Source organism: Streptomyces malaysiense (genome assembly GCF_000980885.2).
In the GTDB taxonomy this organism is placed as follows: Bacteria; Actinomycetota; Actinomycetes; order Streptomycetales; family Streptomycetaceae; genus Streptomyces; species Streptomyces malaysiense.
On record NZ_LBDA02000094.1, the window covers coordinates 37273 to 57488 of the forward strand.

At 74.1% G+C, this 20216-nt stretch carries 20 protein-coding genes and 2 pseudogenes; 13 read left to right on the plus strand and 9 right to left on the minus strand.

Annotated elements, in window-relative coordinates; genetic code table 11:
• Positions 1-36: 36 nt before the first annotated feature.
• Positions 37-1314: a HEAT repeat domain-containing protein gene (locus tag VT52_RS31335; RefSeq protein ID WP_206306656.1), complete on the plus strand. Its 1278-nt coding sequence runs from the start codon at positions 37-39 to the stop codon at positions 1312-1314.
• 39 nt (positions 1315-1353) lie between these two features.
• On the opposite strand, the gene VT52_RS31340 is transcribed toward VT52_RS31335, so the two are convergent.
• Positions 1354-2112: a crotonase/enoyl-CoA hydratase family protein gene (locus VT52_RS31340; RefSeq protein WP_046420588.1), complete on the minus strand. Its 759-nt coding sequence runs from the start codon at positions 2110-2112 to the stop codon at positions 1354-1356.
• 43 nt (positions 2113-2155) lie between these two features.
• Positions 2156-3127, minus strand: a complete 972-nt coding sequence (locus tag VT52_RS31345; protein WP_046420528.1) for a lysylphosphatidylglycerol synthase transmembrane domain-containing protein — start codon at positions 3125-3127, stop codon at positions 2156-2158.
• A gap of 195 nt (positions 3128-3322) precedes the next feature.
• Between VT52_RS31345 and VT52_RS31350 the strand changes: the two genes are divergently transcribed.
• The 5 genes from VT52_RS31350 to VT52_RS31370 all read left to right on the plus strand — a co-directional run bounded on the left by VT52_RS31350 (position 3323) and on the right by VT52_RS31370 (position 9434).
• The gene (locus VT52_RS31350; RefSeq protein WP_046420526.1) at positions 3323-5227 is read left to right on the plus strand and encodes an ABC transporter ATP-binding protein; all 1905 of its coding nucleotides are present in this window, start codon (positions 3323-3325) and stop codon (positions 5225-5227) included.
• 208 nt (positions 5228-5435) lie between these two features.
• Complete coding sequence (locus tag VT52_RS38265; RefSeq protein ID WP_046420525.1) at positions 5436-5684, plus strand: hypothetical protein; 249 nt, start codon at positions 5436-5438, stop codon at positions 5682-5684.
• Positions 5681-8062, plus strand: coding sequence for a glycoside hydrolase family 65 protein (locus VT52_RS31360; RefSeq protein ID WP_046420523.1), 2382 nt, complete (start codon positions 5681-5683; stop codon positions 8060-8062). Before VT52_RS38265 ends, VT52_RS31360 begins: the two co-directional genes overlap by 4 nt.
• Positions 8063-8170: 108 nt before the next feature.
• Positions 8171-8605, plus strand: coding sequence for a cold shock domain-containing protein (locus tag VT52_RS31365; RefSeq protein WP_046420586.1), 435 nt, complete (start codon positions 8171-8173; stop codon positions 8603-8605).
• A 79-nt stretch (positions 8606-8684) separates the two neighbouring features.
• Positions 8685-9434 carry a thioesterase II family protein gene (locus VT52_RS31370; protein ID WP_046420584.1) on the plus strand — a complete coding sequence of 250 codons (750 nt, stop codon included), beginning with the start codon at positions 8685-8687 and terminating at the stop codon, positions 9432-9434.
• Between the two features lie 147 nt (positions 9435-9581).
• Here the strand turns inward: VT52_RS31370 and VT52_RS31375 are convergent, their stop codons facing one another.
• Genes VT52_RS31375 through VT52_RS31390 form a run of 4 tightly spaced genes read right to left on the minus strand, consistent with a single transcriptional unit; the run spans position 9582 to position 13045 of the window.
• Complete coding sequence (locus VT52_RS31375) at positions 9582-10235, minus strand: M15 family metallopeptidase (RefSeq protein ID WP_046420521.1); 654 nt, start codon at positions 10233-10235, stop codon at positions 9582-9584.
• A 48-nt stretch (positions 10236-10283) separates the two neighbouring features.
• Positions 10284-11465: a cytochrome P450 gene (locus tag VT52_RS31380; protein ID WP_046420519.1), complete on the minus strand. Its 1182-nt coding sequence runs from the start codon at positions 11463-11465 to the stop codon at positions 10284-10286.
• A 25-nt stretch (positions 11466-11490) separates the two neighbouring features.
• Complete coding sequence (locus VT52_RS31385) at positions 11491-12846, minus strand: NAD(P)/FAD-dependent oxidoreductase (RefSeq protein ID WP_046420517.1); 1356 nt, start codon at positions 12844-12846, stop codon at positions 11491-11493.
• Positions 12836-13045: a ferredoxin gene (locus tag VT52_RS31390; RefSeq protein ID WP_046420515.1), complete on the minus strand. Its 210-nt coding sequence runs from the start codon at positions 13043-13045 to the stop codon at positions 12836-12838. Before VT52_RS31390 ends, VT52_RS31385 begins: the two co-directional genes overlap by 11 nt.
• A gap of 225 nt (positions 13046-13270) precedes the next feature.
• On the opposite strand from VT52_RS31390, the gene VT52_RS31395 reads away from it, so the two are divergent.
• The 7 genes and pseudogenes from VT52_RS31395 to VT52_RS31420 all read left to right on the plus strand — a co-directional run bounded on the left by VT52_RS31395 (position 13271) and on the right by VT52_RS31420 (position 18155).
• On the plus strand, positions 13271-13993 hold the full coding sequence (locus VT52_RS31395) for a FadR/GntR family transcriptional regulator (protein ID WP_046420582.1): 723 nt from the start codon (positions 13271-13273) through the stop codon (positions 13991-13993).
• Positions 13990-14826, plus strand: coding sequence for a sterol desaturase family protein (locus VT52_RS31400; protein ID WP_046420512.1), 837 nt, complete (start codon positions 13990-13992; stop codon positions 14824-14826). The genes VT52_RS31395 and VT52_RS31400 overlap by 4 nt, the downstream gene beginning before the upstream one ends.
• Before the next feature lie 37 nt (positions 14827-14863).
• A complete protein-coding gene (locus tag VT52_RS31405) occupies positions 14864-15217 on the plus strand; it encodes a hypothetical protein (RefSeq protein WP_046420510.1) in 354 nt (117 codons plus the stop codon).
• A gap of 128 nt (positions 15218-15345) precedes the next feature.
• Positions 15346-15562, plus strand: a pseudogene (locus VT52_RS39165) (acyl-CoA dehydrogenase family protein); the annotation flags it as partial.
• Positions 15559-16638 (plus strand): enoyl-CoA hydratase/isomerase family protein, encoded by a 1080-nt coding sequence (locus VT52_RS31410; protein WP_046420508.1) that lies wholly within the window; start codon positions 15559-15561, stop codon positions 16636-16638. The pseudogene VT52_RS39165 and the gene VT52_RS31410, both read left to right, overlap by 4 nt.
• 424 nt (positions 16639-17062) lie before the next feature.
• Positions 17063-17278 carry a CbtB domain-containing protein gene (locus VT52_RS31415; RefSeq protein WP_046420505.1) on the plus strand — a complete coding sequence of 72 codons (216 nt, stop codon included), beginning with the start codon at positions 17063-17065 and terminating at the stop codon, positions 17276-17278.
• Positions 17279-17303: 25 nt separating this feature from the next.
• On the plus strand, positions 17304-18155 hold the full coding sequence (locus VT52_RS31420; protein ID WP_046420503.1) for a CbtA family protein: 852 nt from the start codon (positions 17304-17306) through the stop codon (positions 18153-18155).
• A gap of 109 nt (positions 18156-18264) precedes the next feature.
• On the opposite strand, the gene VT52_RS31425 is transcribed toward VT52_RS31420, so the two are convergent.
• The 3 genes and pseudogenes from VT52_RS31425 to VT52_RS31435 all read right to left on the minus strand — a co-directional run bounded on the left by VT52_RS31425 (position 18265) and on the right by VT52_RS31435 (position 20214).
• Positions 18265-18840, minus strand: a complete 576-nt coding sequence (locus VT52_RS31425) for a histidine phosphatase family protein (protein WP_046420501.1) — start codon at positions 18838-18840, stop codon at positions 18265-18267.
• 80 nt (positions 18841-18920) lie between these two features.
• Positions 18921-19079, minus strand: a pseudogene (locus VT52_RS36325) (short-chain fatty acyl-CoA regulator family protein); the annotation flags it as partial.
• A gap of 100 nt (positions 19080-19179) precedes the next feature.
• Positions 19180-20214: an SDR family NAD(P)-dependent oxidoreductase gene (locus VT52_RS31435; protein ID WP_107481500.1), complete on the minus strand. Its 1035-nt coding sequence runs from the start codon at positions 20212-20214 to the stop codon at positions 19180-19182.
• Positions 20215-20216: the final 2 nt, after the last annotated feature.

Here is a 20216-nt window from a genome sequence, read left to right on the forward strand (position 1 = left end):
GGGGGCGCTGTCAGTGGCGCGTGCGACAGTGCCGTCGTGACTGAGATCGACACTCCGGTGCCCGCCGCGCTGTCCGGCCTCGACGGCCTCGACTGGTCCGCGCTGACGCACGCCTACGGCCCCGCCGACGACGTGCCCGGACTGCTGCGCGCCCTGTGCTCCCCGGACGCGGAGCAGCGCCACCAGGCCCTGGACGCGCTGTACGGCAACATCTTCCACCAGGGCAGCCGGTACCCGGCCACGGCCGCCGCGGTGCCGTTCCTGGTCCGCATGGCGGCGGACCCCGCGCTGCCCGGCCGCGCCGTGTGCCTGGAACTGCTGGCCGCCCTCGCCGTCGGTTACGACGAGGCCCGTCTGCCCGGTGGTGTGGCGGTCGCCGAGTGGCGGGCCGCCGTCGCCGAGGTCCGCGCGCAGGACCCGGCGGCGATACGCGCCGAGTACGACGCCTGGGTCGGGGCGGCGGCCGACGAAGGGGAACGCCGGACGCGGGAGTTCCGCCGCGACCTGTACGACCATGACCGGCATCTGGAGGCCATGGCCGCCGAGCTGGGCGCCTACGACGCGGTGCGCGCCGGGGCACCGGCACTGCTTCCCCTGCTCGGGGACGCGGACGCGGCCGTACGGGCGGGCACGGCGTATGTGCTGGCCTGGTTCCCGGAGGCGGCCGGGGAGAGCCTGCCGCGGCTGCTGGCGACGCTGGACGAGGAGCGCGAGCCGGTGGTCCTGGCCACCGCCCTGGTGGCCGCCGGGCTGCTCGGGGACACCGGGACCGGCCCCGAACTGGCGCTCCGGCTGCGGCCGTTCCTCGGCGCCGGAGAGCCGGTGGTGCGGTGGGCGGCGGCCACGGCGCTGGCCCGGCTCGGCGGCCGGGGCGTCGAGGCGGCCGTCACCGCCGACGTGGCGGCCGAACTCGTGGCCGCAGCCCGGGACCCGGCGCCCGGTGAGCCCCCGATCCCGTTCCACGAGGGCGATCTGCGCGGCTACTCCGCCGCGTCCCTCACCCTGCTCGCCGAGGTGTACCCGCGAGAGGCCCTGGACGCGGTGACCGACGGACTCGCCGCCACCAGCGGCCCGGCGAGCTTCCCGCTCGCCACGGCCGCGCTGCGGCTGGCCTTCGGCGAACCCGGCACGGACGGACCCGGCGCGTTCACGGAGCTGACCGAGCCCCAGCGCCGCCTGGTCCGGGTCCTCGCGGAACTCGACCGGGCCACCTGGCAGTGGGCGAACTTCTGGGGCATCGTCCGCTCCTGGGGCCTGCCCGCCCCGCGCGACGCACTGCGCGCCTATGCCGGACTGCCGCGGGAACGACCGTGACGGGAGCGCTCGTACGCCGCGTGCCCGTCCGTGGCGTGCTCAGCTGAACGAACCGTGCCGCCCCGCCCCCGAGGCGAACCGGGCGGCGCCCTCCGCGCTCTGCGCCAGCACGCCCGCGCCATGGCGGAGTTCGCCGAGCAGCGCCGCCTCCTCCGGCAGGCCCTCCTGATCGAGGACCGAGGCGCGGTCGCTGCGCAGACACGCCTGCGGGAACCTGGCGATCTCCGCGGCCAGCGCCTCCGCCTCCACGCGGGCGGTGCCGGCCGGCACCACACGGTTGGCGAGCCCCATCGCGTACGCCTCCCGGGCCGGCACCGGCCGGCCGGTCAGGATCAGGTCCATGGCCCGGCTCGTCCCGATCAGCCGGGGCAGCCGTACGGTGCCGCCGTCGATCAGCGGTACCCCCCAGCGGCGGCAGAACACGCCGAACACCGCGTCCTCCTCGGCCACCCGCAGATCGCACCACAGGGCCAGTTCCAGGCCGCCCGCCACGGCGTGCCCGGCGACGGCCGCGATCACCGGCTTGGACAGCCGGAGCCGGGTCGGACCCATCGGACCGTCGCCGTCCTCGGCCACCCGGTTGCCCCGCTCGGTGCCGATCGCCTTCAGGTCGGCCCCCGCGCAGAACGTGCCGCCCTCACCCCACAGCACCGCCACCCGGGCGTTCTCGTCCGCCTCGAACTCACGGAACGCGGCGACGAGTTCGGCCGCCGTCGGACCGTCCACGGCGTTGCGTGCCGCGGGCCGGGACAGGACGACGGTGGTGACGTACTCCTCGCGCTCCACACGGACCGGCACGGCGGGCACTCCCTCTCCAGACGACTGGGAGTGCCACTCTGCCTCAGATGACCTTCAGCCGCACCAGCGCCCCCAGCGTCAACGCCCCCGGCAGCAGCGGCGCCCAGACCGTGATGATCCGGTAGGCCAGCACCACGGCCGTGGCCGGCGCCGCCGGGCCGCCGACCGCGACCAGGGCCACGATCAGCGCGGCCTCGACCGAGCCGAGCCCGCCCGGGGCCGGGACCAGGGCCACCGCGACCGTCGCCGCGAGATAGGCGAGCGCCATGTGGGCGGGCGGCACCGGCAGCCGCAGAGCCCGGCCCACCGCGGCGAGCCCGGCCGCCTGGAGCGCCGGGAAGGCCAGCGAACCGCCCCACAGGGCCAGGGCGCGGGCCGGCCGGGTGTGCACGCAGCGCGCCTCGCCCACAGCGTCCCGTACGAAGGCGGAGGCCCGGACACGCAGCGGTCGTACCAGCGCCCCGGCGGCCACCGCCGCCACCAGCGCGGCCGCGCCCAGCAGCAGCGGCCGCGCCGAGCCGTCCGGCAGCAGCGGGCCGAGCCGCAGCGCGTGGGGGAAGGCGAGCAGCAGGGCGGCCAGCAGCCCGAGCCGGCCCGCGCTCTCCGCGAGCACGTACAGGGCCAGCGCGGCCGAGGAACGGGCCGCCGGCACCCCGCACACGGTCATGAAACGCAGGTTCACCGCGCCCGCGCCGAGCCCGGTGGGCAGCAGGTGGTTGGCTGATGCCGCCGCGAACTGGGTGGCCAGCAGCCGGCCCTTGGGCAGCGCCTGAACCACCGCGCCCTGCCGGGTGACGGCCGCCGCCACCCAGGTCAGACAGGTGGCACCGGCCGCTGCGAGCAGCCAGGGCAGGGAGGCTGCCCGCAGCTGGCCGAAGCCCGCGCCGAGCAGCGCGCGGTTGCGTACGGCGGCCACGGCGACCAGCGCGAGCGGCAGCAGGCACAGCGCCCGGCGGACGGGCACGCGACGGGGGAGTCGTACCCGGGAGAGCGGGGGAGTGGGGACGGCGGTCACATCCGCAGAGGGTCGCGGCACCGCCCCAACAGGGAATGGCGTCGTCGGGGACGGCGGCTTACGGGCAGTGGTCGGCGGGGTCATGGGGGCCGCCCGGTCTCGTCGGGGCGCCCCGGTTCCCGGACGCCGGAGCGGGTGAAAAGCCTCGGACCTTGACCTCAACGATGCTTGAGGTTCTACGTTCTCCTCATGAGCATGGAGACCACCGCATGGACGCAGTTGCACAGCGTGATGAACGCGCAGGCCGACCGCCGTCCCCTCGCCCGCGCCACGCTGCGCCGTATCGCCGCCTTCGCCCGCCCGCACCGCGCCGGCATCATCCGCTTCGTCCTGCTCGGGGTGGTGACGGCGCTGCTCGCCGTGGCGACCCCGGTGCTCGCCGGGCACGTCGTGGACGCCATCGTGTCGGGGCACGACTCCGGGACCGTGGTCCGTCTGTCCCTGCTGATCGCCCTGGTCGCCCTCGCGGAGGCCGGGCTGGGCATCCTCGGCCGGCGCCTGTCGTCCACGCTCGGGGAGGGACTCATCCTCGACCTCAGAACGGCCGTGTTCGACCATGTGCAGCGCATGCCCGTCGCCTTCTTCACCCGGACCCGCACGGGAGCCCTGGTCAGCCGCCTCAACAACGACGTGATCGGCGCCCAGCGGGCCTTCGCCAACACCCTCTCCGGTGTGGTGACCAATCTGGTGACCCTGCTGCTCACGCTCGCCGTGATGCTCACCCTGTCCTGGCAGATCACCCTGCTCGCGCTCGTACTGCTGCCCGTCTTCGTGCTGCCCGCGCGCCGGATGGGCAGCCGGATGGCCCGGATGCAGCGGGAGGCGGCGGCACTGAACGCGGCCATGGGCACCCGGATGACCGAGCGGTTCTCCGCGCCCGGCGCCACCCTGGTCAAGCTGTTCGGCCGCCCCGACGAGGAGTCGGCGGAGTTCGCCGCCCGCGCCTCCCGGGTCCGGGACATCGGGGTGCGCACGGCCACCGCCCAGTCGGTATTCATCACCTCCCTCACCCTGGTCTCCGCCCTCGCGCTCGCCCTCGTCTACGGCCTCGGCGGCTGGTTCGCGCTGCGTGGCACCCTGGAGGCCGGCGCGGTCGTCTCGCTGGCCCTGCTGCTGACCCGCCTCTACGCGCCGCTCACCGCGCTCGCCGGGGCCCGGGTGGAGGTGATGAGCGCACTGGTCAGCTTCGAACGGGTCTTCGAAGTGCTCGACCTGAAGCCGCTGATCGAGGAGAAGCCGGACGCGGGCGAGGTGCCCGAGGGCCCGGTCAGCGTCGAGTTCGACGCCGTCCGCTTCGCCTACCCGGCCGCCGACCAGGTCTCCCTCGCCTCCCTGGAAGAGGTCGCCGCCCTCGACACCCGCGGCGGCACCGAGGTCCTGCACGGCATCTCCTTCCGCGCCGAACCCGGACAGACCGTCGCCCTCGTCGGCTCCTCGGGTGCGGGCAAGTCCACCATCGCCCAGCTGCTGCCGCGGCTGTACGACGTCGACGGGGGCGCCGTCCGGGTCGGCGGGGTGGACGTGCGTGACGTGACGGCGGCCTCGCTGCGGGCCACGCTCGGCATGGTCACCCAGGACGGCCACCTCTTCCACGACACCGTCCGCGCCAACCTGCTGCTCGCCCGCCCCGACGCCGCCGACGAGGAACTGTGGGACGCCCTCGGCCGCGCCCGCCTCGCCGAGGTCGTACGGTCCCTGCCCGACGGCCTCGACACGGTCGTCGGCGAGCGCGGCTACCGGCTGTCCGGCGGCGAGCGCCAGCGGATGACGATCGCCCGGCTGCTGCTGGCCCGCCAGCGCGTCGTCATCCTCGACGAGGCCACCGCCCACCTGGACAACACCTCCGAGGCCGCCGTCCAGGAGGCCCTGACCGAGGCGCTGGAGGGCCGCACCGCCGTGGTCATCGCCCACCGCCTTTCGACCGTCCGCGCCGCCGACCAGATCCTCGTGATCGAGGCCGGGAGGATCGCGGAACGCGGGACGCACGAGGAACTGCTGGCGGCGGGCGGGCGGTACGCCGAGCTGTACCGGACACAGTTCGCGCAGGGGGACGAGGCCGGGGACGCGGTGACGGCGGAGACGGAGGTGGGGGCGGTCTGAGGCGGCGCCGGGCCCGGCCGAAGCCTCCGCGGCCGGGCCCGGCCGCGTCGAGCGCGACCGGCACCAGGAAGCCCGGCGGCACCCCCGCGACCGCGTCCGCGGGCCACGAGCCGCCCCCTCGCCCGTGCGCGGCCCCTACGTGTGAGCTCCGCGAACCTGGATACGCGGAGCGCACGGCACCACGGTACGTCCGGAAGGCCCACCGCCCATGACCAGCGAGAACGCGCCCGCCACGAGATCGGGGACCGTCCTGGGGACGCCGGGCGGGCCGCACGCCCCGTACGCCGGCCGCCACCGCGTCCCGCCGGACCCGCTTCGCGCGGACCCGGGCCCCACCGCCGTCGGCACGCCCGCCGGCCCCGCGGGCCGCCGCCCCGGCCACGCCACCGGCGTCCGCCGCCGCGAACCCTCCCGCGCCCCCGGCCGGCTCCCCGCCGGTGCGCCGGGCGCGGGATGACGGTGACCGGGCCGACCTGGGAGTACGAGGGGTACCAGGCCGAACGGGAGCGGCTGCGGGAGTCCCTGTGCACCCTGGGCAACGGCTACGTCGCCACGAGGGGCGCCCTGCCCGAGTGCACCGCCGACGAGATCCACTACCCGGGCACCTACGCGGCCGGCTGCTACAACCGGCTCACCTCCGAGATCGCGGGGCGGCGCGTCGAGAACGAGGACATGGTCAACCTGCCCAACTGGCTCCCCCTGCGCTTCCGTCCGTCGGCGGACGGGGCGGGCTGGCTGACCCCCGACACGGCCGCCGTCACCGAACACCACCTCACCCTGCACCTCGACGCGGGTGTGCTGGAGCGCCGTACCCGCTACTCCCTCGGCTCCCACGGGTCACTGCTGGTCACCCAGTCGCGCCTGGTCCACCTCGGTGATCCCCATCTGGCCGCGCTCCGAACGGAGTTCACCGCCGAGGGCGCCGCCCTGGACCTGGACGTCGAGGCCGCGCTCGACGGCGACGTCACCAACGCGGGCGTCGCCCGCTACCGCGACCTGGACGGCCGCCATCTCACCGGCGTACACACGGGAGTCGCCGACGCCGCCACCGTGTGGCTCAACTGCCGCACCCGCACCTCCGACATCCGGATCGCCCTCGCGGGCCGGCTCACCGGCCCGCCCCCCGTCGCCGCCACCGCCGAACCCCGCCGCGCCGTACAGACGCTGCGCCTCGCCCTGTCCCCCGGCCGTACCGTCACCGTCGACAAGACCGTCGCCCTGCACACGTCCCACGACCCCGCCATCGGCGACCCGCTGCGCGCGGCCCTCGACCGGCTGGCCGGGGCCCCCGGCTTCCCGGACCTGCGGGAATCCCACCGCGCCGCCTGGGCGCGACTGTGGCGGCGCACCGTGCTCGACGTACCCGGCGAGGCCGGCCGGATCCTGCGCCTGCACCTCTTCCACGTGCTCCAGACGCTCTCCCCGCACACCGCCGACCTGGACGTCGGCGTCCCCGCGCGCGGACTGCACGGAGAGGCGTACCGCGGCCACGTCTTCTGGGACGAGCTCTTCGTGCTGCCCTACCTCGACCTCCATCTGCCGGAGGTGTCGCGGGGGTTGCTCCGCTACCGGCACCGCCGCCTGGACGCGGCCCGGCGGGCGGCCGCCCGGCTCGGCAGGCGCGGCGCGTGCTATCCCTGGCAGAGCGGCAGCGACGGTCACGAGGAGACCCAGGAACTCCATCTCAACCCCCGCTCCGGCCGCTGGCTGCCCGACAACTCCCGCCTTCAGCACCACGTCGGGTCGGCGGTCGCCTACAACGTGTGGCGGTACTGCGAGGCCACCGGCGACAGCGACTTCCGCGCGGGCGAGGGCGCCGAGCTGTTCCTGGAGATCGCCCGCTTCTGGGCGGACTCCGCGGTGTACGACGACCACCTCGGCCGGCACCGCATCCGGGGCGTGGTCGGCCCCGACGAGTACCACGACGCCTATCCCGGCGCCGGCCGGCCGGGCCTGGACGACAACACGTACACCAACGCCACCGCCGCCTGGGTGCTCGCCCGCGCCCTGGACCTGCTGCGCACCCTGCCCGAGCCGCGCCGCCGCGAACTCACCGAGCGCATGGGTCTCGAACCCGGCGAGAGCGAGCGCTGGGCGGAGGTCGCGCACACCCTCCATGTGCCCCGGCACGACGGCGTGATCAGCCAGTTCGCGGGCTACGGCGACCTCGCCGAGCTGGACTGGGACGCCTACCGCGCGCGCTACGGCGACATCCGGCGCCTGGACCGGATCCTGGAGGCCGAGGGCGACACCGTCAACCGCTACCGGGCGTCCAAGCAGGCCGACGTCCTGATGCTGGCCTACCTCTTCGCGCCCCGCGAACTGCATGCCCTGTTCCGGCAGTTGGGCCACGACATCGACGAGGACACCTGGTCGGCGACGGTCGACTACTACCTGGGCCGCACCAGCCACGGCTCCACCCTCAGCGGACTCGTGCACGGCTGGATCCTGACCCGGGCCCGCCGTGCCGACGCCTGGGCCTACGTCCAGGAGACGCTGCGCGGCGACATCGCCGACATCCAGGGCGGCACCACCGGCGAGGGCATCCACCTCGGCGCGATGGCCGGCACCCTCGATCTGGTGCAGCGCGGGCTGACCGGCCTGGAGACCCGCGACGGCGCCCTCCGGCTGGACCCCGTCCCGCTGCCCGAGTTCTCCTCCTACGGCTTCTCGATCCGCTACCTCGGCCACTGGGGGATCGGCGTCCGCCTGGCCAGGAGGCAGCTGGAGATCGCCGTGCCCGACTCCGAGGGCGCCCCCGTCGACGTACGGCTGGCGGACCAGGTGGTGACGGTGCGGCCGGGACGTACGGTGCGGCTGGTGCTGCCGGAGTGAGGGCCGGCCGCCCGACGACTACCGCCCCCCGGGGTCGAAACCGGGCCCGAACCTGTGTAAGTTCAGCAGCGTTGTCGTTGTGCTGGTGTTGCTGGAGGTGTGTGGGCGGTGCTGATGACCGGCAAGGTGCTGCGATTCGACGAGGTCCGCGGATACGGGTTCATCGCCCCTTCCGAACCGGGCGAGGACGTCTTCATGCACGCGAACGACCTGCTGGACGAGAAGTACCTCTACCACGAGGGCAGCGAGGTCGAGTTCCACCTGGAGATGGGGGACAAGGGACCGAAGGCCTCCCAGATCCGGCTGGTCTACCAGCCCTCCTCGCACCGCCTGCCCAACCGCCCCGTCTTCTCCGACGGCTCCGCCACCGCCGAGCGCCCCGCCGCCGCGGCGTCCGGGGAGGGCACCGGCGCGGGCCGTTTCCGCACCGAGCTGACCGAGGTCCTGGTCGCCTCGGTCGACTCCCTCACGGCCGCGCAGATCCGCCAGGTCAGGGAGCGGGTCGTCGAACTGGCCAGGGAAAAGGGCTGGTTGACCGTCTGACCGGGTTCGCCGAGGGCCCTCGGCCGGACCGGCGAGGGACCCCGCCACCACCTGCTTCTCCCGGCCCTTGGAGCACACCGTGACGACAGCCTGCCCGACCGGCGATCCGTGGGTGCGCCGCTTCCACCCGGCGCCGCAGGCGCCCGCCCGGCTGGTGTGCTTCCCGCACGCCGGCGGTTCGGCGACCTTCTACTTCCCGCTCTCCGCGGCCCTCGGCGGCACGGTCGACGTGGTCGCGCTGCAGTACCCGGGACGGCAGGACCGGCACGCGGAGAAGGGCATCGAGACCATCGCGGAGCTGGCGGACCGCGCCCATGAGGCGCTGCAGCCCTACGCGGACCGCCCGTTGACGTTCTTCGGGCACAGCATGGGGTCCATCGTCGCCTTCGAGGTGGCCCGCCGCTTCGAACGCGACGGCGAGGGCCCCGTCCACCTCTTCGCCTCCGCACGCCGCGCCCCGTCGGCCTACGCGGGCGAGAACGTGCACCAGCGGGACGACGACGGCATCATCGCCGAGATGCGCCGGCTCAGCGGCACGGACGACCGGCTCCTGGACGACGAGGACATCCTGCGCATGATCCTGCCGGTCCTGCGCAGCGACTACACGGCCATCGAGACCTACCGGGCCACGCCCTCCACCGTCATCGCCGCCCCCGTCACCGCCCTCACCGGGGACACGGACCCCCGCGTCACCCCCGAGCAGGCGCACGCCTGGCGCGCCCACACCACCGGCCCCTTCGACCTCCGGATCTTCCCGGGCGGCCACTTCTACCTCTCCGACCAGATCCCCGAACTGGCGGAGCTGGTGCGGTCCCGGCTGCCGGCCTGAGGCCCTCGCACGCTCAGGCGGCCCCCGCCGGCGGCGCGTCGGTCCCGGCCGGCACCCGGGCGTGGGCCACGGCTTCGGGACGCGGGCCGTGCCGCGGCCTGGGGCCCGGCCGGCGAGGGTGCCGCCCCGGCCCCGCCCGGCGCCGGTCTACCCGACTTGCACGGGGCCGTAGAGCGCTGCCGGAGCGCCCGTCGCCAGGGCCCAGTACCGGTCGCCGTACGACCAGTGCCACCACTCCGTGGGGTAGTTCACCAGTCCGGCGGCGGTCAGGGCCGTACCCAGGACCTGCCGGTGGGCGCGGGCCGTGTCGCTGATGCCGGCGGCCCCCGTGTAGCAGGCGCCCGCGCTGTCCTCCGGGTTCGCGTTCATCGCGGTGCCCATGTCCAGCTCCCGGCCGGCGCTGTCGACGAGCGTGAGATCGACGGCCGCCCCGGCGCTGTGCGGTGCGATCCCGGGTGGCGAGACGTAGCGGCTCGCCGCCGAACGCACCCGTTCGGCGGGCCAGTCGGGATGGGCGGCGCTCAGCCCGGCGCCGTACTGCTCGAAATAGCGCCGCTGGAGGGACGGCGGCCGGTAGCCCTCGACGAAGAGCAGCCGCAGCCCCTTCGGCAGTGAGTCCTGCGCCGTGAGCAGCCGTTCGAACACGCCCTCCCGCAGCCGGGCGAACGCACCGTCCTCGTCCGCCTTGCGTCCGTCGACCGGCAGCCGGCCGTCGCGGCGCACATCCACCAGCCGCTCACCGCACTCCCGTACGGGCACGGCGGCGACTTCCGGATCGGACATCAGGATGATCTCTGTCATGGGACGATCGTCCCAGCCCCGTGCCACCGGCGGGAGACGTCCGAACCGTCAGAGCCTCAGCGCCAGATGGCGCGGCCCCCGCAGCATCGCGTTCTGCCGGTACGGCGGCGGGTCCTCGGTCAGCTCCGCCGTGGCCAGCCGGGGGAGCAGCGCCGTGAGCGCGTACTGGGCCTCCAGGCGGGCCAGCGGGGCGCCGTAGCAGAGGTGGATGCCGGAGCCGAAGCCGAGATGCTCGTTGTCGAACCGGGTCGGATCGAAGCGGTCGGGATCGGTGAAGCGGCGCGGGTCGCGGTTGCCCGAGGCCAGGGCCAGGAACACGGAGGAGCCGCTGGGGAGCGTGGTGCCGGCGACCTCGAAGTCGACCAGGGGGATGCGCTCGCGCATGTGCACGGGGGGTTCGAAGCGCAGCAGCTCCTCCACAGCGCGCGGCATCAGGCCGGGTTCGCGGCGCAGCCGGTCGAGTTCCTCGGGGTTGCGCAGCAGGGTCAGGACGCCGTTGGTGATGAGGTTGACCGTGGTCTCGTGCCCGGCGATCAGCAACAGCACCGCGGTCTGCGCGAGTTCCTCCCGGCTGAGCCGCAGCTCGGGGTCGGGCTCGGCGACGAACGCGGAGAGCAGGTCGTCGCCCGGGTCGTCGCGGCGCCGCTCGGCCAGGCCCACCAGGTACCCGCCCATCTCCTGTCGGGCCCGTTCGGCCTCGTCGCGCGGTGCCGAGCTCGCGTCCGGCCGTACGTCGGCGGACGCCACCAGCGTGTCCGACCAGGCGCGGAAGAGCGGTTCGTCCTCGTGCGGCACGCCGAGCAGCCGGCAGATCACCGTGACCGGCAGCGGATAGGCGAAGTCGTCCACGACATCGATCCGCCCGCCCGGCTCGAACGGCGCCAGCAGTTCCTCGGTGATGTCCTCGATCTCGGTGCGCATCCCGTCCACCCGGTGCGGGGTGTGCGGCGGCCCGAACGGCCGCATGGCCAGCGTGCGAAGCCGGTGGTGCTCCGGGTCGTCCAGGCGCAGGAACGGCGGCTTGGCGGTCTCCACGCCGCGGGTGCGGGGATCGGCGCTCATCCGCGGATCGTGCAGCAGCGCGGCGACCTCGTGGTAGCCGCCGATCAGCAGGCTGCCGTCGGCCTGCGGGACGACGGCGCCGGCCTCGCGCAGCTCCACGTACAGGGGGTAGGGGTCGGGGCGGTTGGCGTAGTCGGTGATCCTGGCCAGCAGGGTGCCGGGGTCCATGTCGGCTCCTCGTATCGGGCTTGGGCTATACCACCGTCAGCCGGCGGTCCGGCAGATAGCCGGTCAGTGCGACCGTCGGGCCGTGGGACAGCACCGACGGGTCCGGTACGTCGGACGGGATCGGGATCTCGGCCGCGATGGCCCGGTCGGCGGCGCCCGGCGGCGGCGGGAACGGCGCGCCGGTCTCGATCAGATGCTGGTAGTAGTCGAGCGACTTGGCCATGTCGACGGTGACCGCGGCGGTGACCCGGCCCCGGTAGCCGTAGACCATGGCGAGCCGGCGCGCCTCCAGGGAGCCCTGCGCGATGACCACGTGGTCGGAGTAGGTGGGCACCCCCACCGACTTGATGTTGAGCCCGAACTGCGTCGACCAGAACGTCGGCAGGGCCAGGTGCGGGCGGCGCAGCGGCCCGGGGCTGACCATGTTGTGGGCCGCGACCTCGGCCTGGATGACCGCGTTGCCCCAGTGCTCCAGGGACAGCAGCTGGTAGCCGAAGAGCGGGTGCGGGAAGCGGGAGACGTCGCCGGCCACGAAGACGTCGTCGGTGACGATGCCGTACATGGTGAAGGCCCGGCAGCCCGCGTCGCAGGCCAGCCCGCGCGGGCCCGCCGCGAGCCCGGAGTCCGCCAGCCAGTCCACGTTGCGCACCGCGCCGAGCGCGACCACGCACACATCGGCGTCCACCTGGCTGCCGTCGGAGAGCTCCACGCCGGTGAAGGCCTTGTCGCCGAGCAGCCTGGTCACCGTCACCCCGGTGCGCAGGTCCACGCCGTTGTTGCGCTGCATCACGGCCGCGAGCTTGGACAGGGTGCCGCCCAGCGCGCCGACCAGGGGCGCCGGGCCGCGCTCGGTGACCGTGACCTCCAGACCGCGCTCCCGGCAGGCCGAGGCGATCTCGGAGCCGGTGAACCCGCCGCCGATCACCAGCACCCGCCGGGGCCCGGCGTCCAGGGCGGCCGCCAGCCCCGCGGCGTCCTCGCGGGTGCGCACGGTGAACACGCCGTCCAGCGCCGCCTCCGCCGGGTTCGGCCAGGGCCGGGCACGGGTACCGGTGGCGATCAGCACCCGGTCGTACGGCAGCGACTCCCCGTTGTCGAGCAGCACCCGCCTGCCCAGCGTGTCCAGACCGGTGGCCCTTACACCGAGCAGCCACTCCGCCTTGGGGTCGCGGCGCATCGGCAGCCCCGTGGAGTCGGCCGGCGCGACGCCCAGCAGCACCTGCTTGGACAGTGGCGGGCGGTCGTACGGCGGATGGGGCTCGTCCCCGACCACCGTCAGGGAGCCGGTGAAACCCTGCTCGCGCAGTTCCTCCGCGGCCCGCAGTCCGGCCAGCGAGGCGCCCACGATGACGATCCGGCCGTCCGTGAGGTCATCGGGCACCGCCGCTCACCTCTTCCCCGAGGAGAATGGCCTGTACCGGGCAGGCCGCCGCGGCCTGGCGCACCCGTTCGACCTGGTCGTCCGGGACGGCCGGGGCGTACAGAAGTCCTTCCTCGCCGTGCAGCCGGAACACGTCCGGCGCGAGGAACACGCACTGCGCGTAGCCCTGGCAGCGCGTGAGGTCGACAACGGTCTGCATCGCAACCACTTCCTCCTCCGCCGTACCGCCCCCTCCCATCCAGCATGGGGCGAGACCGGGGACCTCGCACGGCCACCCGGGCGGCGGCCGGGAGCGGCGCGCCAACGCGCCGGGAAAGAGAGCCGTTTGACGGATCAGGACGAACACCGACATGTTCCCGGGCCCGCGCGGAAAGACTGGTCCAACCAGTTGACCACTGCACGGACCGCCTCCACCCTGGTCGCCATGACCGAGGGACACATACGGCGCGAGGCGGTCTCCGACCAGCTCTTCGCCCTGTTGCGCGACAGGATTCTCGGCGGGGCGCTGCCACCGGGCGGCGCGCTCACCGCGGAGCGGGAACTGGCGGCCGAGTTCGGGGTGAACCGGCACGCCGTACGGGAGGCCGTCAAACGGCTCCAGCAGGCCCGGCTGGTCGAGGTCAGCCATGGCGGCCGCACCCAGGTACTGGACTGGCGGCGCACCGCCGGGCTGGAACTCGCCGTGGGCATCGCCGCCGCCGACAGCGGGCCCACCGTGCAGGACATCGCCCGTGACGCCCTGGAGATGCGGGCCTGTATCGGCGCCGACGCCGCCCGGCTGTGCGCGCTGCGCTGCTCCGCGCGGGCCGCCGCCGAGATAGCCGCCGCCGTGGAGGCGCACGCGCAGGCCGGGCCCGATCTGACCGACCTGGACGAGACCTACATCGCCTGGTGGCGGCTGATTGTGGAGGGCTCCGGGAACATCGCCTACCTGCTGGCCTTCAACAGCCTGGTCGACGGCATGATCCCGGTCGCCGACGTGCCCGCAGACCTCGGCGCGGGCGAGATCCTCGACGTCGAGGCCCACCGCCGGCTGGCCGGGCACATCTCGGCCCGCGAGGCCGGCGCGGCCGAGCTGCTGGCCCGCGAGCTGCTGGCCCGCAGCGTGCCCGCCGCGCCGCGCGCCCGGAAGGGTGCGCGGCGATGATCCCCACCGTGGTCTACGCGATCCCGGCGTTCGTGCTGCTGGTCGTGGTGGAGGCGCTGTCCTACCGCTTCCTGCCGGACGACGACGAGCGCGGGTACGAGCTGCGCGACACCGTCACCAGCATGTCCATGGGCGCGGGCAGCCAGGTCATAGCGGTGCCGTGGAAGGTCGCGACGATCGTGGTCTACGCCGCCGCCTACACCGCCGTCCCCTGGCACCTGTCGCCGTCCTCCGGCTGGACCTGGCTGCTGCTGTTCTTCGGCGACGACCTGGCCTACTACGCCTACCACCGCGCCCACCACCGGGTACGGGTGCTGTGGGCGAGCCATGTGGTGCACCACTCCAGCCTGCGTTACAACCTGTCCACCGCGCTGCGCCAGACCTGGACGCCGATGACCGGTCTGCCCTTCTGGCTGCCGCTGGCGCTGCTCGGCGTGCCGCCCTGGATGATCCTGGTCGAGCAGGCGGTCAGCCTCGTCTACCAGTTCTTCCTGCACACCGAGCGGGTGGACAGGCTGTGGCGCCCGGTGGAGTGGTTCTTCAACACGCCCTCGCACCACCGGGTCCACCACGGCTCCAACCAGGTCTACCTGGACCGCAACTACGGCGGCATCCTCATCATCTGGGACCGGCTCTTGCGCACGTTCGAGCCGGAGGGGGAGCGGGTGGTGTACGGGCTGACGAAGAACATCGGCACCTACAACCCGGTGCGGGTGGCCTTCCACGAGTACGCGGCCGCCTGGCGCGACGTCCGCGCCGCGGCGCGGTGGCGGGACCGGGTCGGCTACGTGTTCGGACCACCGGGCTGGTCACCGCGTCAGCCGGTGAGATGATGATCGTCAAGTCGAGCCGGAAGTGCGGGGGGTAGAGATGGCCGGATCGGTCCCGTGCCGTGTCGTCGTGTGCCGTGACTGCTGCTGCGGCAGCCCCAAGGTGACCGGCGTCGACCACGCGGCGCAGACCGCCCGGCTGCGGGCGGAGGTACCGGTGCGGATCTCCGACTGCCTCGACGTGTGCGACCAGGCCAACGTCATCGTCGTCCAGCCCTCCACCGCCGGCCGGGCCGCCGGAGCCCGCCCGGTCTGGCTGGGGCTCGTCAACGACCCGGAGGCGACCGAGGACATCATCGACTGGGTCCGTTCCGGAGGACCGGGCGTGGCCCCGCTGCCGGAGATCCTCGGCCTGTACGCCTGCACGCCGCCGGGGCGGGCCGCGAACCCCTGAGGACCCGGGCCGGCGCGGCGGCGAGGCCACGGGCGGCGTACTCCCGGGTCCCGCCGCGGTGCCCGTCCCGCCACAGCCTCCTTCGCGTCACCGCGGCCATCGCGCCGCCCCGGCCCGTCCGGCCCACCCGCCAGACGTCCCGGACGCCGTATCCGTGCGCCGTGACGAAGCGGCTCGCCACCGGCACCGGGTACCCGGTCGCCACCGGACGGCGGATACGGCTGCCTCGCCGGGCAAGGCATTGAGAAGATCGTCCGCGACCTTCGCGTCCACCACACCCTGGAAGGAACCAACGAGATCATGCGCGTCATCACGGCCCGCGGCCTGACGGAGGTTTTCGGATGAGCAACGACGCCGCGGAACCCGTCCTCCTGCGTACCAGCGGCCGGGCCGCCCGGATCATCCTCAACCGGCCCAGGGCCCTCAACGCCCTCACGCACGAGATGATCACCCGTATCGACGCGGCGCTGACCGACTGGGAACACGATCCCGCCGTGCGGGCCGTCGTCATCAGCGGTGCCGGGGAGCGCGGACTGTGCGCGGGCGGCGACATCCGCGCCGTCCACGACGACGCCCGGGACGGCGACGGGGCCGCCTCGGCCGCGTTCTGGCGGGACGAGTACCGCCTCAACGCCCGTACGGCCCGCTACCCCAAGCCGTACGTCGCCCTCATGGACGGCATCGTGATGGGCGGCGGGGTCGGCATCTCCGCGCACGGCGGCGTCCGGATCGTCACCGAGCGCTCCCGGATCGCGATGCCGGAGACCGGCATCGGCTTCATCCCGGACGTCGGCGGTACCTATCTGCTCTCCCGCGCGCCCGGCGAGCTGGGTACCCTGCTCGCCTTGACGGGCGCTCAGATCGGCGCCGGTGACGCCCTGTCGTGCGGTCTCGCCGACCACTACGTGCCGTCCGGCGCCCTGGACGTCCTGCTGGACGACCTCGCCCGGATGCCCGTCCCGGACGCCCTGGAGCGACACGTGGAGCCCGCGCCACAGGGGGAGTTGGACGAGCGACGGGACTGGATCGACGCCTGCTGCTCCGCCGACTCCGTCGAGGAGATCGTCGAGCGGCTGTTCGCGCACGGCGGCACGGAGGCGAAGGCGGCGGCCGAGACCCTGCTCGCCAAGTCGCCCACCGCGCTCAAGGTCACCCTGGCCGCCGTCCGCCGCGCCCGGCGGCTCGGATCCCTGGAGGAGGTCCTCGACCAGGAGTACCGCGTCTCGTGCGTCGGCCTGAAGTGCCCCGACCTGGTGGAGGGCGTCCGCGCCCAGATCATCGACAAGGACCGTGACCCGCACTGGTCACCCGCGACCCTGGCCGAGGTCGCCGAGGCCGACGTGGAGCGCTTCTTCGCCCCGCTCGGCGACCGCGAACTCGGCCTCGCCGGGCCGGGCGATCCGACGGGGGCGGTGCGGTGAGCGGCACCGGCCGGGCGCCCGGTGCCACGTCCCGGGCTTCTTCGGCATCCTGACGCGTCCGCCTCCGGCGGAGTGACCGGCGCCGAAGTCCCGGTGCCGGGCAGGCGGCGAAGATGTCCTGGTCCCGGGGCCGGTCCCGGTGAGCCCCGCCGACCGGGACACCGGCCCGGCTTCGCCCCGCGCTGATCCGGAGCCGGCCCGCGTCCGTACGCGCGTATTCCGCGGGCATCGGCCTGATTGACGGACGATCCTCGTTTCCGTACTCTCCGCTCATAGTGATGGTCTGAGGAAGCTGGTGGGAATCCAGCACGGTCGCGCCACTGTGTACGTGCCTCTCCGCGAGAGCGGGCACGAAGTCAGACACCTGGCCATCGCGACGCTCCATTGGCTGAGGGACGCACGATCCCCTGAAGGAGGCTCACCCATGAGCAGCTTGTCCGCGCCCGCCGCGCTTCCCACCCCCGTCGTCCTCCCGGCCACGAAGGCCGTGCTGTGGCTGGTCGGCACCGCGCTCCTCGCGCTGGCGGTCTACTACTTCATCGGCGTCGACCAGGGCGCCTACTCCGTCTTCGGCAAGGACATGCACGTCCACGAGTTCGTGCACGACGCCCGCCACTTCCTGGGCTTCCCCTGCCACTGACGAGAGCCGGCACGGACATCTGAACATGGAAAAGAGACTCATTCTGCGCGGCGTCATCGCCGGCGCGGTCGCCGGTCTGCTCGCCTTCGTCTTCGCACGGATCTTCGCCGAGCCCCAGATCGCCAGGGCGATCGACTACGAGAGCGGCCGGGACGCCGCGCAGGCCGTCCTCGACAAGGCCGCCGGAATCACGGCCGGGGCCGAGGGCCCCGACATCTTCAGCCGGACGATCCAGGCCGACGCCGGCATCGGCGTGGGCATGGTCCTCTTCGGCGTCGCCATGGGCGCCCTCTTCGCCGTCGCCTACGCGGTCTGCCTCGGCCGCGCGGGCAAGCTGCGCCCCCGCAGTCTGGCGATGCTGGTGGCGCTGGGCGGCTTCCTCGGCATGTACCTGGTGCCGTTCATCAAGTACCCGGCCAACCCGCCGGCCATCGGCCACGCCGAGACGATCAGGGACCGGGGCAATCTCTATCTGGCGATGGTGGTCTGCTCGGTGGCCTTCCTCGTCGCCGCGGTCTGGCTCGGCAAGCGCCTCCGGCCGCGCTTCGGCAACTGGAACGCCACCCTGCTGGGCGCCGGCGCCTACGTGGTGGCCATCGGCATCGTGATGGCGCTGCTCCCGGCGATCGGCGAACTCTCCGCCAACGTGGGCGAGTACGGCCACCACGCCACCGAGACCCCGCTGCCGCTGACCGACCCCAAGGGCACCATCGTCTACCCGGGCTTCCCGGCCGACGTCCTGGCCTCCTTCCGCTTCTACTCGGTCGCCGCCCAGGCCCTGCTCTGGGCGACCCTGGGTCTCGTCTTCGCCCCCATGGCAGAGCGGCTGCTCGATCCGGCGGCACGGGCTGCCGCGGAACCGGCGGGTGCCGCGTGACCCACCCCGACCGGCACCGCGTCGAGCACGCCGACCGGCGCGCATGACGCACCGAGGGCCGCACCCCCGGCGGGGCGCGGCCCTCAACCCGTCGAAGGGCGCCCCTCGTTCACGCCTCCGGCGCGGCCAGCGGCCCCCCGAGCCGGAGGTTCCACCGCCCGGCCCGCCCGCTGAGTTCCGTCACCGTCAGCGGCACCACGTCCAGTCGCCAGAACGTGCTCGCGGGCAGCCCCAGAGCCTGGACGACCGCGGCCCGTACCACCTCCGGCTCGGCCACGGCCACCGTACGACCGTCGCGCGCGCCGTCCAGCCAGGCCCCGACCCGTGCGCACACCTCGCGCACCGGCTCCCCGCCGTGGCCGGCCCAGTCGGGGTCGGTGAGCCAGTGGCCCAGGGCCTCGGGCTCGGCCGCCGTCACCTCGTCGAGGGTGCGACCGCGCCAGCGGCCCACGTCCATGCCCCGCAGAGCGGGCTCCTCCACACCTCCGTCCAGGCCGAGGGCCCGCGCCGTCTGTCGGCAGCGCGCACTAGGGGACACCACCGACCGGGCGGCCGCGGGCAGCGACCCGGCAGCCGAACGGGCCCGCGCCGCACCGAGGTCCTCGACGCGGTCGCCGTCGTAGAAGCGGGCCTGCCGCAGCGAGGGGGTCATGGCGGGGGAGACGAGAAGGACACGGCTGGTCACGCGGGACACTCCTGCGGGGTCGTCAAGGGGTACGGGTCTCCACCGGGTACGGCACGTACGCGCGCCGGTCCGGATCGACGGCGAGGCGCCCGCCGGCCGAAGCCGCCCCGCGTGATGGTGCGCGCCACCCGGAAGTACCGCTTCCCGTGCGGCATTTCGGCGACCTCGGTGAATATCCGGCCGGGCACCGGGAACGCCTCGTACACCGTCCACGGCGGCCGGGTGCCGCCGAGCCGGGACGCTCGGCCGTTCGCCGGCCACGCGCACACCTCCCGGTCCCGCCCGCCGTTCCCGCGAACGTAGCATTCGCGGGATTCGCGGATTTCGACGGCGGCGCGCCTACCTGAACCCGAGGCCCGGATCGACGCCGGCCAGCTCCCCGCTGGCGGCCCACAGACGAGCGGCGACGGCCGGGTCGGCCATATGAGGGAGGACGGGCTCACGCCGCGGCAGGCCGCGCAGCCCGAACACCCGGGGCCCCCACAGCTGTCCTCCCGCCACCTCCGGGTCGAGGACGGCACGGACGACGGGCCATGCCCCGGCGTCCTTGCCCTGCACCAGGAGCGTGGCGGGCAGGGCGCGAAGCCGCTCGCCGGGGGACGTCACACGTACCGGAGGGCGGGACGGGGTGAGGGAGTCCAGTGCGCCGCCGGGGTGGGCCACCACGCTGAGCACCGTGCTGCCGGTGGCGCGCAGACGGCGATCGAGTTCGAAGCCGAAACTCATCTGCGCCAGCTTCGACCGGCCGTAGGTGCGCTTGGGCCGGTAGTCCTGGTTCGACTGCAGATCGCCGAGGTCCAGTCGCTCGGACCGCGCCGCGAAGCTCCCCACCGTCACCACGCGGGCCGCCGGGGCCGCGGTCAGCAGCGGGGCCAGCCACCGCGTCAGCGCGAAGTGGCCGAGGTGGTTGGTGCCGAACATCAGCTCGTGGCCGTCCTCGGTCACCCGGCGTGGCGGGTCGTCGAGCGCGACGCCTGCGTTGTGGACCACCGCGTCGAGACGATCGAGGTCCAGCCCGGCCACGGCGGCGGGGAGGGACGACAGGTCGGCGAGGTCCAGCCGGAGGTGGCGCACCAGCGCGCCGGGGACGCGCGAACGGATCGAGGCCATGGCGGCCTCGCCCTTCGCGCGGTCCCGGCCGCCCAGCACCACGACGGCGCCGGTCGCGGCGAGTTGCTCCGCGGTGAAGTAGCCGATCCCGGCGTTGCCCCCGGTGACCAGGAAGGTCCGGCCCTCGGCGGGCGGCAGGCGGTGGACGTCCCACGACAGGTTCGGGGAGGGAGAGGACACGTCGGAAGGCTCCTTGCGCTCCGGGGCGGTGTGCTCGTCGGGAGCGCCACCTGGTCCGCCCAAGGTCGCGGACGCCACCGACATAC